This window comes from Acinetobacter sp. RF14B (assembly GCF_006864105.1).
GTDB classification, from domain to species: domain Bacteria; phylum Pseudomonadota; class Gammaproteobacteria; order Pseudomonadales; family Moraxellaceae; genus Acinetobacter; species Acinetobacter lwoffii_C.
On record NZ_SMTB01000028.1, the window covers coordinates 16,021 to 29,684 of the forward strand.

The following is a 13,664-nucleotide window of genomic DNA, read 5'->3' on the forward strand; positions in this document are numbered from 1 at the left end:
ACTCTATAAAAAAGACGAAGTCATGGCTTAGGTAGGCTTCGTCGTATTCACTACAAAAAAAAATTGTACTTGTTCTGATTCTAAGTAAGATTGAAAAATAACCGGTTTTTCAGGAATATTGCGCTTTTGCAAAATATGATAAGGCATATCTATAAGGTAGTGGTGGCTTGGCTCATACTGACTGTATCGGTGATAGCCCAAGCTCAAGCCTTATCTGCTTTTGCATCGCCTCCCGAACATGATATTGCGGAAATTAACTTTACTGAGAACACCAGTACGTCTTTGGATACGGACTGGCTGTTTTATCAGGGGCAGTTTATTACTGCACCTAGTCCGGTGGTCCGGCCACAAGTTTGTCAGCTCCCGGCGTCCTTTAAAAATCTGACCGGATCAAATATGGGATATGGCACTTTTATTGGCCATTTTAAAATTCCTAAAGAATTTATCGGACGAAGAATAGCGATCCATATTCCGGCACAATATGGCGCCTATCGGGTCTATATGAATGGTGATTTTATTCTGCGTTTAGGTAAAGTCAGCACCACTGCGGCAGGTCAAGTCACCAAAAGAGAGCCCCAGATCGGTTATTTTGTACCAGAAAGCCAGTATGTTACCCTGAGTATTCAAGTCTCCAACTACAGTACTTGGCATGGAGGACTCGAACGTCCGCTGCGGATTGGAACAGCAAGCACCATTAACCGGCAGTACCAGCAGATTATGATGAGTATCAGCATGGTCAGTGGCATGGTGTTGGGAATCGGTTGCTTTACAATTTTATTTTCAGTCTTTCGTGGTTCCAAGGAACGTAATAGTAGAAGTATTTTTACTTTTGGCCTATTTATTGTTTTTCTGGCTTTGCATAACCTGTTTAATGCCCCTTATGCCTATTCGGTCTTTACCAACATTGACTGGCTTTGGGGGATGCGTCTGCAATATTTATTCACCTTCTTGGCGATTCTGTTTTTCCTCAGCTATATGTACCTGTTTAATCAGCGTTATCTGCATCGCTATGTCTATTATGTAGCAGTGGCTTTTCTGCTGTTAAACTGTGCGGTGACCTTGTTTACTCAACCGGAAATATTTGAACGTGTGGCACTGTATAGCGCTATTTTCTGTTGGGTGATTGGGGGTAATTTCATCTATGGCTTTTATCAGACCTTACGGCAAAAGCTGCCTTATTCACGTCTCACCTTATATGCAGTGGTTTTTTTGTGCCTGACCTTTTTGAATGATTATCTATTACTGATCAATGTTATTGAAACTACAAATTTACTGTTTATTTCAACCAGTCTGTATGCCTTGTTGACCATGTTTCAACAGTCCAGAAACTATGCCCATCACACTTATCAAACCGAGCAGCTAAATATACGTTTAAAGGAGCTAAACAGCTCGCTGGACCAGAAAGTGAAAGAGCGTACCCGACAGTTATATGAGCTGAATACCAGGCTGGAAGACCAGATGAATATAGATGCGCTGACAGGAGCCTTTAACCGGCGAGCTTTGAATGAAGAAATACAAAAGCACTTTTCTCATCTGCAACAAGATTCACAGCAAAGCCTGATTTTTAGCATGCTGGATGTCGATTATTTTAAGAACTATAACGATTATTATGGACACTTGAAAGGGGATGAAATTTTACAGAGTCTGGTGAAAGTGATTCAGAAGGAATTACCCGAATCTGCCTATCTAGCACGTTATGGAGGAGAGGAATTTGCGATTCTGCTGAAAAATGTGACAATTCAGGTCGCCTCAGATTATCTGGAAAATGTACTGCGGAAGGTTCGTGAACAGCAGTTTGAGCATTTGAACCGGGGCGATCATAAGACTTATGTGACGGTGAGTATAGGCGTGGCCTGGATGGATGATCAGCAGCGTTATACCGATATTCATGAATTGATGAAAGCTGCGGATGTCCAACTGTATGCCGCAAAGCAGGCGGGGCGTGACCAGTTAAAAAAGGCAGAATAAAAATAAAATAGTTAGAAGGTATATTTATATAAACGATAAGGGTCTTCAGCATCTGGGCTGGTACGTGTCAGAAAGCCATGTTTTTGATAATAGGCTAAAGCAGTCTGGGTCGACTGTATTTCAAGCTGATGAATCTTTTTTCTGGCTAAAGAGACAGACATCTGCTGGATCAACTGAGTACCAAAACCCATGCGCTGGCAGTCAGCACTGACATAGTGCATCAGAATTTCACCGCGGTCACTCACCATTAAAAAACCCACAACCCGGTCATGTAAAATATAGACCCAGCAATCGTTATACAGCATTTCAACGATCAGATAGGCCTGGTTAAATTTTTCCAGCCAGGTCTGGATCACACTGTCTTCGCGTTGATGATCCAGCACACAAGATTGAATACTGTCATGAATGACCTGAATGATTTGCGGTATATCCTGAACCTTCCCTTCACGAATCATAATTTTATTCATTTACTCGACCATTTATAGGGAGGTTCCATTTGACGGCAAAGCCAATTGGAAAACCAAGAGCGTGATTGTGTCATTTTGGGATAAATTTGCTAAACAATGCCGTGCAAAAGCCGTTTTTTGTTGATAATTTGTCTCATTTATTTATCTTTTGCCTAAAGTCTGAACAGTTTAAATTAGATTAAGCATAGCAAGGCAGACGGTCTACAGACTGCCATTAATATGAAGTGAAAAATTAGAAGAAAAGACTCTATAAAAATAGGCTTGTGAGCGCTTTAAGAAGGCTAAGCCTAAAAGCCGCCTTCAGCTTCAAGTCACTCTCAAATGAATAAACGACATCTATCCCTAGAACCAGCCCGGTGAGATAATCCATGATGCTTAAATTTTTGCTGTTGTTTTGTCTGCTACTGATCTTTTATGCAGCCTGTCAGGTGGGCCTGAAGACTTATAAAATCCGTCATTATCGCAAGAGCAAAGCATCAAACACAGCCACAGCGTTGGCTGCCGTTCCTCTCTCCAATTACGTCAGGCGGGAAATGGTTCATGTGGTAGAAGCCCATGAACAGGAATTGTTCGATGATGTCGCCAGTTTACTGTTTCAGCAGAAAACAGATCTTCAGGATCCGGCTCAGGCTGAACAGTTGCAACAAAGGCTGTTCTATAAAATGCCGGGACGGACCACTACACATATTCGTCGTCTGGACTTAGGAGAATGGTCAATTTACTGGAATTTCTATGACCAGTCTCTGGAGTATTATGTGGGCTGCTATGGCATTTTTTATACGCATGTTGACCGCTTCGGGCAGGAACATAAGCTGGAGATTGCTAAAAACTTATCACATTCGCACTGTATCTGATATTTATCAGCAATCAGACCCCGGATCAAAACAATCTTCAGGCTGCATATTTCTGTTGATGTAAGTGCTTAAAGGTGTTCAATGCTTCATCCCAGATTTTTTCTGCGCCCTGACGGAAATATCCCATATGGCCAATCTCCCGAAGGCCATAATCTGCTGCGCGAATATCAATATAGGATTTTTTAGCTTGAGCGTAGTGCTGTATAAAGGCATGCCTTGAAGCGGGTAAGGCCCAGGCATCGTCCAGAGCGGCAATGGCATAAATCCGGGTTTGAACCTTGGCATACTGGTCATGTAGTGCTTTCAAGTCAGGGTCAGCAAAAAAGTAAGTCGGATTTTTACACCATTTGCGCCACTCACGATACACATCATAGGGCAGGTCTGCGCCCATTTTCAGAAGACTCCATGGCAGATAGCCACTAACAGCCACCATCGGCGGAAAAATAATATTCCAGATCACCTGAACTTTGATTTTTTCCTTAAAAGGCATATAGCCATGCCAGCCTGCACCCGTACCAAAACAGTAGAGCGCTTCTACCCGGTCATGATATTTACTCAGTCCCAGAGCCTGCCCACCATAGGAATGCCCAATCATATAAATATCCAGACCGGTTTTACTTAAATACTCAATCGCGGCGGTCAGGTCATAACGGCCCCAGTCCAGATAGGACATTTTAAAGTTTTTGAGCGTTTTAGGTGCTGAAGCTGCAATGCCACGATAGTCAAAAGTCAATACCTGAAAACCGGCCGCGGTAGCATATTCAGCAAAGCGCCGATAGAACGCTTGCGGAACACCGGTGGCGCAGGCCACCACGATATTGGCCAGAGCGGACATTTCTGTCTGGTAAAGCTTGCCACTTAAGGTGTAGCCGTCTTCCGCCAGAAATTGCACGGTTCGGGTCTGAATTTTTCCTTGTGTCATACTAAGTTCCTTTTATTTTCAGTGATCAGGATAAGAATCATTTATAGTAGTTTTAAGCAGATCCGCCCAGAGATGTCAAAACTCTACAGTCGTTTGCAAGAGTTGTTGCATCGAAACCGTTACATAAGCCCAAGTGTCTTTTAAGGCGCTGTTTAAACTCAAGGATGCCGGAAGTTGATTGACTTTTATTATAAGCAGCTGAATCACTTCCTTCAGCTTGCAGTCCGGATTGAAGCGAATCCCGAAAAATATTTACAGTTTGATTCGGTGTCTGAGTTTTATCAATCCGCTTGGTTACTTGAATTTCCTCGAGGTACACACTGGTATGTAAGTGGTCTGGATGATGGTGCCGAGGAATTTGATGTGGTCATTTATTACCGGGATGCCTGTCTTCAGCTCAGCTGCGGTGCAGAGGTATCAGCAAAGCTCATCCGGAAACATTGACCAGATTGTCATTTTTTACCCGCAATCGAGTAATGACATCTGCCTTGGAATTGAATTAAATAGCTGCTCTATTGAGGGTTTTCCCTTACCTGATTCAAGACACGCCCATCCTTCAAGCAATAAAAATAAGGAAAATTTGTATGGCACACCAGTTCACTGTAACAGCAATCATTCAGGGTATTTCAATTGATGACTTTAAACGTCTGGCCGCAGATATTCGGATGCATGAAGCGGTCTGTCACCGCATCCCTGCACAGAATATGGAAATTCTAGTCTCTGAAAAGCAGGGCCAGATTTATACTTTAAAACGTGCCTATAATCTGGATGTTAAAATTCCAGATATGGCGAAAAAACTGTTAAAAGATGCCTTTCGCTTGCAGCGCACCGATGTAAGTAATCTGGAAGAAATGACTTCAATTGTAGAATTAGGTGCAAATCTGCCGATTGAAGCGAAATGTCAGCGTGTGGTGACAGGTGATGAGGCACAGATCCAGTTTCAGCTGGATTGGAGCGTTAAAGTTAAAGTGCCTTTGTTGGGCAATATGCTGGAAAAGCATGCTGAAGGAGAAATCCGTAAATTTAGCGAGATTGAAATCAATATTGTCGAAGATGAGCTGCGTAAGAATCTGTCAGCCTGATTTTTGATGTTTCGGTCTTTCAATATTCTATAAAAAGAGCCTGATAAGCAGGCTCTTTTTATGGTCTTTATCCTATTTTTTCAAATTTTCTTTGATAAATTACAGCACTTAACAGGGTCACCAGACAGATCGCCCAGATATAGTACATGGCGCCAATATTGCTATATAGACTCAGCCATTGAACCAGCGGCAAGGTGATTCCTCCGGCAATTGCATAGGCAAGGTTATAGGAAAATGAAATGCCACTAAACCGGATCTGGGCCGGGAACATTTTGACCATACTGTAGGAGACGATGCCCACGGTGCCGGAACTCAGGCCGAGCAGCATATACAGCATAAACACCGTCGAAGCTTCTACATGCCCCAGACTATGATAGAAAATACCTGCCATTAGTGCGACAAATAAAGCACCAAGCAACATGATTTTACCTGCGCCGAAACGGTCTACCAGCATGCCTGCCAGAATACAGCCCAGCATTTGCATGACAATTGCCGCACTTTGCATTTTAAAGGCATCGGCCCGTTCAAAACCAAAACCAGTCACCAACAAGTTCGGCATGGCTAAAATCAGTACCACCACGCAGCCGGTCAGGAACCAGGTAAACAGCATGCCCAGAACTACACCGGTTTTATGCTGGGCAAGTACCTGTTTCACAGGCAGCTCTTTGGCCAGTTCCTGTTTCGCCTGCATGGCCTGAAAGACAGGCGTCTCTTTAAGATAACTGCGTAAGTACAGCGCCACAAAGCCAAAAATACCGCCTAAAATAAACGGAATGCGCCATGCCCACTGCTTGATTTCAGTTTCGCTAAATTGCAGGGAAATGAACAGTGACATGAGGGCACCGAGTAAAATACCTAAGGACAGACCCGCCGTCAGAACGCCATTGGCAATACCAATCCGGCGTTCCGGAACATGTTCCGAAACAAAGGTCCAGGCTGCCGGAATTTCTCCACCAATCGCGATGCCTTGCATGACTCGCATCAGCAATAACAGCAAAGGGGCGGCATAACCGATACTTTCGAAGGTCGGCATGATCCCGATCATTAGGGTAGGTAGAGCCATCAGCAGAATAGACAAGCTGAACAGGCGTTTACGTCCGATCAGGTCGCCAAAATGCGCCATGACCACGCCCCCCAGCGGGCGGAAAAAATAACCCGCAGCAAAGATGCCATACGTGTTCAGCATGGCCCAGAATGGACTTAAAGTACTGGGGAAAAACAGTTCAGAAATCAGTTTGGCGTAAAATACATAAATGACAAAGTCATAAAACTCGAGTGCGCCGCCCAAAGAGGAGAGTCCAAGGGTGCGTTTGTCAGCACGGGTGAGTTTGGAATGAGCAACCATACTTGAGTTCCGCTAATAAATAATCCTAGATGATTGATTTTAAAGAATGCTTTTTTAATTGAATAATCAAACTTTCTTTGTTTGATTTTAACTAAAAGTTATCAGATTTCATTTTTATTCAATTATTTGGAATATATAAGTGTCTAGACTGAAATTTGGGTACTTTCTCTTGAATCCGTCAGCGGTCTCTAGCTAAAAATAGCCTTAAGAAACAGAAAAAAGATTGAAATGTTTCAATGAAAAGAAAAGCTGAGAAAATAAGGCATGAAATGAAGGAAATAGAGACTTTTGACAAGTTTTATAATGAAGCTTGAGAAAGCTTTGGCTGCATGATCAAGTACAAAGTATTGCTTTGTTTAAAGGGCAAGAGGACGAGTATATTTTTGCTGTTATCTCAATCTCGTGATGAGTCATTTATTTAGAATGGCTCATTGGGCTGTCTGATGGATTATATCCGCTAAAAACTCTTGCGAGATGTCTCTCTCGTGGCCAAACATAGACGAAATATCAACAGCCCCTTATCCTCTCACCTGCAAATTCACCTTATCCTGCTGCACTGTATATCAACCGGTGAGCTCAATCCATCCGGAAAATAGAAATGGCAGCCCAGGTCTTGGAAGCAGACTACTTAAGTGTGCAGGACACCAGAGGACAAATGGCATGGGCACAACAGAGCAGGCTGCGTTACTTTACTTTAGCAGGCAGTGAAGTCATGCGGGTATTTCGCGATTTTCCAGCTCAGATCGTGCAGCATACAATTATCATCTGCATAGGAGCTTGTGGGTAGACAGACCTTAGGGGGCAGCAGGTGCCTGAATCGCGGTGCCATAAGCAAAGACTTCGACCATGCCGCCCTGCATACCGAGTTCGGTGGTACTTAGCCGAATCCCCATAATCTGCTGTGCACCCATTTTCTCAGCCTCAAGTTTTAAGCGCACGATTGCCTCACGTTGAGCCCGTTCAACCACGCTTTCGTAACTGGTCAAACGTCCCCCCAAGAAATTCTGAATATTGGCAATGGCATATTTAAAATAGTCATGGGAAATCACCACATTGCTGCTGATCATTTGACCTGAAAAATTTGAAGGGATAAAGCGGCTGTTATTGACCGCAATATAAGCCAGGCGCTGTTCCTGTTCTGCCAGATATTGCAGATGTTTACGCTCATTGTAGCGGCCAAAGCCAAACCCCACACTGAACAGAATCACAAAAATGGTGATCTGAAGAATTAAACCGTCCATGATTTAAGCGGCCGGAGGGAAGGGGTCAGGAAGTTTGGTCGTATGGGATTCGACGACCACAGCAGTACCATATACAAACAGTTCCGATGCACCCTGGGCAATATTTGAAGTCGAGAAGCGGATACCTACAATCGCATTCGCACCCAGTGCGCGGGCCTTTTCAATCATACGGTTCATGGCTTCCTGACGGGACTCTTCCAGCAGTTCGGTATAGGCTGTGAGTTCACCACCGACAATATTTTTCAGACCCGCCAACAGGTCACGTCCTACATGTTTACTTCGTACTGTACTGCCATATACCACATCAATTTGACGGTTAATGGTATGGCCGGGAACGGTTTCTAAATTACTGAGCAGCATTTTTGTGATATTCAAATGAAAATAGGATGGCTGTGAAGATAGGAAATTGAGGATTAAAAAGCAATAAAAAAGCCTGCATTGCGCAGGCTTTTTTATTATAACTTTAAAATTTACTGATCACTGTTTGCCGCTTTACGTTCAGCAGTTGATGGCTGCTGTAATGTAGCATCAGCGGTATTGGCTTTAAGGCCACCACCTAAACTCTTGTACAGCTCTACCTGATTGTTCAGGTTGGCTTGTTCAAGCAGCAATAGGCCTTGCTCTGCTGCATAAGAGGCACGCTGTGCATCCAGTACAGTCAGATAGTTGTCAATTCCGGCACGGAAACGGGCTTCAGACAAGCGGTAAGTGGTATTGGTAGCTTCAACCAGACGGCGTTGAGCCGCAATTCGGTCACCAATATTCTGACGTACAGCAAGTGCATCGTTCACTTCACGGAAGGCAGTCTGGATCGACTTTTCGTAATCAGCCAGTGCAATCTGCTGATCCGTTTCAGAAATCTTGATATTAGCCTGACGTGTGCCCCAGTCAAAGATTGGAATATCCAAGCTTGGACCAATTGCCCAGACAAAACTGCCCGACTTGAACAGATCACCCAGATCAGCCGATGCATAACCTGCTGAACCGGTCAGACTGATGGTAGGGAACAAACGTGCACGTGCTGCGCCAATATTGGCACCTGCCGCAGACAGACGGTATTCTGCCGAGCGCACATCTGGACGGTTCATGAGCAGATCACTTGGCAGGCCTGCACCGATAGCCGTATTGGAAGTGATACGTGTGATGTGTTTAGCCGGTAACAGGTTCGCCGGTACAGGCTGACCGACCAGCAGGTTTAACAGGTTTGTAGCCTGTGCCACCTGAGTGCGGTAATTGGCCACATCATTACGTGCTGTTTCAACCGAAATCTGTGCCTGACGCACTGGTAGTTCGCTGTCGATGCCAACATCAAAACGTTTCTTGTTCAGGTTAAATGATTCTAGCTGGGCTTTTAGAGTCTGTTCAGCCAGTGCCAGATTGGCATTGGCAAAGGAATAGCTGAGCCAGGCCTGTGCCACCTGACCAATCAGGGCAATTTGTGTGGCATCACGTGCACTTTGGGTTGCAAGGAAAGTATCCAGTGCATTGTCACGCAGGCTGCGCACACGGCCCCAGAAATCCAGTTCATACGCAGTCACACCCAGACCGACATTATAAGTGGTACTCGGACCGCGACCTTGTGCACTGTTATTCAGGGTGTCCTGGCGCAGCACACTGCCACTGGCACCAATGGTCGGTAACTGGTTATTTTCAGTAATCTGGTATTGCTGCTGGGCGCGCTGGATGTTCAAGGTTGCCGTACGCAGATCACGGTTATTGGCCAGTGCCAGATCAAGTACCTGTAACAGGCGCTGATCTGCAAAAAAATCCTTATAACCCTGTTCTGCCACAGAAGTACCAGACGCATTGGTATAGCTACTTGGGATATTTGCCTGTGCAACCGGCTCTGGGCCACGCATGCTTTGACACGCGGTCAAAGCAAGCGCAAGGGCAGATACCGCAATGCTACGACCTGTAATAGACCATAGATTTTGCATTACGACTTGTACTCCTGATTTTGTTGTTTTGGTTTGTATTTAAAGATGCTTCGAATCCACACGTAGAATACAGGAATAAAGAAGATCCCTAAAAGGGTTGAGCTGATCACACCGCCCAGGACACCATAACCGACCGAGTGTTGGCTACCGGCACCGGCACCTGTAGAAAGTGCTAATGGCAGTACACCAAAACCGAAGGCCAATGTGGTCATAATAATTGGACGTAAACGCATTTTTGCAGCATGCAGCGTGGCTTCAAACAGCTCTTCACCTTGTTCCTGCAATTCTTTGGCAAACTCTACAATCAAGATCGCATTTTTTGCAGACAGACCAATGACGGCAATCAGTGCAACCTGGAAGTAAATGTTATTTGAAAGGTTCGGATCTTTGAAAATAATCATTCCCAAGAAGGTCATTCCAACCGCACCAACGATACCCAGCGGGACCACCAGAAGCACCGAGAATGGAATCGACCAGCTTTCATATAACGCTGCCAGACAAAGGAATACAATCAGTAAAGACAGAGCCAGCAGGAATGGGGTTTGTGAACCTGCATCACGTTCTTCTAAAGATAAACCAGACCATTCATAGTCGAAACCTTGTAAGCCCTTTTCAGGAAGCTTGGCAATAATTTCTTCCATGGCCAGCATGGCATCACCCGAGCTGACACCCGGTGCAGGTGTACCCTGAATATTCATCGCAGATACGCCATTGTAGCGCTCTAGACGCGGCGAACCGTACGTCCATTCACCTGTTGCGAATGCCGAGAATGGCACCATTTCACCTTTGTTATTGCGCACATACCATTTGTTCAGGTCTTCCGGCATCATGCGTGAGTTGGCTTCACCCTGAACATAGACTTTCTTGACACGACCGCGGTCAATGAAGTCATTAATATATGAGCCGCCCCAGGCCATACCCATGGTGCTATTGATCTCAGCAATGCTGACACCCATGGCACCGGCTTGCGCCTGATCCACAGTAATGGTGTATTGAGGGTTATCCTCTTGGCCATTTGGACGTACGCCCATTAAGCGTGGATCTTGTGCAGCCATACCTAAAATGGTATTACGCGCCGCCAGCAGTTGATCGTGACTTTGACCAGCAGCCGCTTTTAACTGTAAGTCGAAGCCCGCACTTACGCCTAATTCAGGCATCGCGGGAAGCTGTAAAGGCATGATGTAAGAGGCATCTTTTACAATCATGTTTAAAGCCATACCACGTTTGATGATTGCACCGACCTGTGATTCGGCTGTGGTACGGTCTTTCCAGTCTTTTAACTGAATGAAAGCCAGACCAGCGTTTTGGCCCACCCCGGTAAATGAGAACCCAGCTACACTGAATACAGAGTCAACATTGTCTTTTTCTTGCTCAAGGAAATACTGGGTCATCGTATTGATGGTGTTTTCAGTACGCTCAAGGGTCGCATTTGGTGGTAATTGCACCAAGGTCATCACCACCCCTTGGTCTTCATCTGGCAAGAATGAAGAAGGGAGTTGAACAAACAGATAAGCTAAAACAGCAATCACGGCACCGTAAAATACGCCTGAGAAAAGTTTCGCATGTGTCATGCGGTCAACACCGCGCTGGTATTTCACCGAGAGGCTGTCAAAACTTTTGTTAAACCAACGGAAGAAACGCGCGAAAATATTATTGCTTTCCGGCTTGTTCGGATCGTGTTGTTTTAACATGGTTGCACAAAGTGCAGGGGTAAAGGTTAAGGCCACCACCAGCGATAAAATCATCGCGGTCACCAGCGTGAGCGAGAACTGGCGATAAATCACGCCCGTCGTACCACTCATAAAGGCCATCGGTACGAATACCGCGGTCAATACCGAAGTAATACCGACTAAGGCACCAGAAATCTGCTGCATGGATTTTTCTGTCGCTGTGACTGGATCAAGGTGCTCTTCGACCATGACCCGTTCCACGTTTTCCACCACGACAATCGCGTCATCCACCAATAGACCAATGGCCAGAACCATGGCAAACATGGTCAAGGTGTTAATTGAGAAACCAAAGACATTAATAACTGCAAATGTACCCAAGACCACGACAGGCACAGCCATGGTTGGAATAATCGTTGCACGCCAGTTCTGTAAGAACAGGAACATTACCAGGAAGACGAGAATGATCGCTTCAATTAAGGTTTTCACCACACTCTTAATTGAAAGCTCAATAAATGGCGTAGTATCAAACGCAAGCTTATCTTCCATGCCTGCCGGGTAGTTTTTACGCAGGTCAGTCAACAGGTCTTCAACAGCAGTAGCGGTATCCAGCGCATTTGCACCGGTTGCCAGCTTAATGGCCACACCACCTGCTGGTTTACCATTAAATTTAGACAAGAACTGATAGTTGTCTGCACCTAATTCTACCCGAGCCACATCACCCAGGCGGACTTGTGCACCGTTAGGCGCATTTTTCAGAAAGATGTTTTTAAACTCTTCCGGTGTCTGTAACAGACTTTGTGCATTTACTGTGGCGTTCAGCACTTGACCTTCAATAGAAGGAGCACCACCGAGCTGACCCACTGCGACCTGGGAGTTTTGTGTTCTAAGTGCTGCTGCGATATCACTTGGCGTAACTTGCAAGCTTGCCATTTTCGATGGATCCATCCAGATACGCATGGCATATGAACCACCAAATACCTGTACTTCACCCACACCTGCAACGCGGCTTAACGGTTCAGCGATGTTCGAGTTGACATAGTCTTTAATATCATCGGCTGACATGCTGCTGTCTGGTGAATAGAAGGCAATAACTTGCAGGAAGCTTGCGCCAGACTTGGTTACTTTGACCCCTTGACGCTGTACGTCTTCAGGTAAAAGCGCAGTGGCTGATTGTAATTTGTTTTGTACCTGAACCTGTGCGATGTCTGCATCGATACCTTGTTCAAAGTTCAATGTAATTGAGGACTGGCCATTACCCGCACTGTTTGAAGAAATATAGCGCAGGCCATCCAGACCATTCATTTGCTGTTCAATGATCTGGGTCACTGTATTTTCAACAGTTTCTGCAGATGCACCTGGATAAGTTGCAGCAATTGTTACGGTGGGGGGAGCAATGGTCGGATACTGGGCAATAGGCATATTGGTTAGGGTAAGAATACCGGCTAACATAATGACCAAAGAAATCACCCAGGCAAAAATGGGGCGATGAATAAAGAATTGAGCCATGAACTAGTACTCCTTATGCATTTGCAGCAGGTTTTTGTTCAGCTGGTTCTTTTCCATCTTCTGCCTTTTTCGCATCAGCTGTAGGGGCTTGAGTGCCTTGTGGAGCAGCAGCTTTTGGCTGATACGGTTTTACCACAACCTGTTGTTCAGGCTTAACTTTGGCAATACCATCTACAATGACTTTATCGCCAGTGTTCAAACCACTGGTTACAATCCAGTTTTGGCCTTGAATCCCTGCTGTTTCTACCGGACGAGCAACCACCTTGTTATCGGCACCAACCAGCATCGCCATGGCTTGGCCAGTTGGGGTACGGGTCAATGCGGCTTGTGGAATCAAGAAAGCATTCGGTACTTCACCTTGTACAATTTGCGCTGTAGCAAACATACCAGGAAGGAGCAAGTGATTCTTGTTCGGAAATACTGCACGTAGCGTAACGGTGCCTGTGTCAGGATTCACGCTGGCATCCGAGAATGCCAGACGGCCTTCAACCGGATAGATACTGCCATCTTCAAGTTTTAACTTGACTTTCGTATTATTCGAGCTGTTGAGGCTACCTTGGCTCAGCTGCTGGCGTAAACGCAGCAGTTCTGCACTGGACTGGTTGATGTCTACATAGATGGGATCCAGACGCTGGATCGTGACCAGTGGTTCGGCCTGACTTGCAGTGACCA

General features: G+C 45.4%; 12 protein-coding genes. 4 read left to right on the forward strand and 8 right to left on the reverse strand.

The window, feature by feature from the left end:
* Positions 1-135: 135 nt before the first annotated feature.
* Entirely contained in the window at positions 136-1,968 is a 1,833-nt protein-coding gene (locus E2K52_RS06155) for a diguanylate cyclase (RefSeq protein ID WP_151204282.1), read from the forward strand.
* Positions 1,969-1,979: 11 nt separating this feature from the next.
* Here the strand turns inward: E2K52_RS06155 and E2K52_RS06160 are convergent, their stop codons facing one another.
* Positions 1,980-2,423 (reverse strand): GNAT family N-acetyltransferase, encoded by a 444-nt coding sequence (locus tag E2K52_RS06160; RefSeq protein ID WP_151204283.1) that lies wholly within the window; start codon positions 2,421-2,423, stop codon positions 1,980-1,982.
* Between the two features lie 383 nt (positions 2,424-2,806).
* Here E2K52_RS06160 and E2K52_RS06165 point away from each other — a divergent pair, with 383 nt between their 5' ends.
* Entirely contained in the window at positions 2,807-3,289 is a 483-nt protein-coding gene (locus E2K52_RS06165; protein ID WP_151204284.1) for a hypothetical protein, read from the forward strand.
* Between the two features lie 37 nt (positions 3,290-3,326).
* Here E2K52_RS06165 and E2K52_RS06170 read toward each other — a convergent pair whose 3' ends face one another.
* Entirely contained in the window at positions 3,327-4,211 is an 885-nt protein-coding gene (locus tag E2K52_RS06170) for an alpha/beta fold hydrolase (protein ID WP_151204273.1), read from the reverse strand.
* A gap of 174 nt (positions 4,212-4,385) precedes the next feature.
* Between E2K52_RS06170 and E2K52_RS06175 the strand changes: the two genes are divergently transcribed.
* Positions 4,386-4,655: a hypothetical protein gene (locus E2K52_RS06175; RefSeq protein WP_151204274.1), complete on the forward strand. Its 270-nt coding sequence runs from the start codon at positions 4,386-4,388 to the stop codon at positions 4,653-4,655.
* 140 nt (positions 4,656-4,795) lie between these two features.
* Positions 4,796-5,293: a DUF2505 family protein gene (locus E2K52_RS06180; RefSeq protein WP_151204275.1), complete on the forward strand. Its 498-nt coding sequence runs from the start codon at positions 4,796-4,798 to the stop codon at positions 5,291-5,293.
* 67 nt (positions 5,294-5,360) lie between these two features.
* On the opposite strand, the gene E2K52_RS06185 is transcribed toward E2K52_RS06180, so the two are convergent.
* The 6 genes from E2K52_RS06185 to E2K52_RS06210 form a co-directional block, all read right to left on the reverse strand.
* Complete coding sequence (locus E2K52_RS06185; RefSeq protein WP_151204276.1) at positions 5,361-6,638, reverse strand: MFS transporter; 1,278 nt, start codon at positions 6,636-6,638, stop codon at positions 5,361-5,363.
* Positions 6,639-7,432: 794 nt separating this feature from the next.
* The gene (locus E2K52_RS06190) at positions 7,433-7,879 is read right to left on the reverse strand and encodes a YbjQ family protein (protein WP_151204277.1); all 447 of its coding nucleotides are present in this window, start codon (positions 7,877-7,879) and stop codon (positions 7,433-7,435) included.
* Between the two features lie 3 nt (positions 7,880-7,882).
* Positions 7,883-8,239, reverse strand: coding sequence for a YbjQ family protein (locus E2K52_RS06195; RefSeq protein WP_151204278.1), 357 nt, complete (start codon positions 8,237-8,239; stop codon positions 7,883-7,885).
* Between the two features lie 110 nt (positions 8,240-8,349).
* On the reverse strand, positions 8,350-9,816 hold the full coding sequence (gene adeK / locus E2K52_RS06200; protein WP_151204279.1) for a multidrug efflux RND transporter AdeIJK outer membrane channel subunit AdeK: 1,467 nt from the start codon (positions 9,814-9,816) through the stop codon (positions 8,350-8,352).
* Positions 9,816-12,992, reverse strand: a complete 3,177-nt coding sequence (locus E2K52_RS06205; protein ID WP_151204280.1) for an efflux RND transporter permease subunit — start codon at positions 12,990-12,992, stop codon at positions 9,816-9,818. The genes adeK and E2K52_RS06205 overlap by 1 nt, the downstream gene beginning before the upstream one ends.
* Before the next feature lie 13 nt (positions 12,993-13,005).
* On the reverse strand, positions 13,006-13,664 hold a 659-nt coding region (locus tag E2K52_RS06210; protein ID WP_151204281.1), incomplete at its 5' end, for an efflux RND transporter periplasmic adaptor subunit.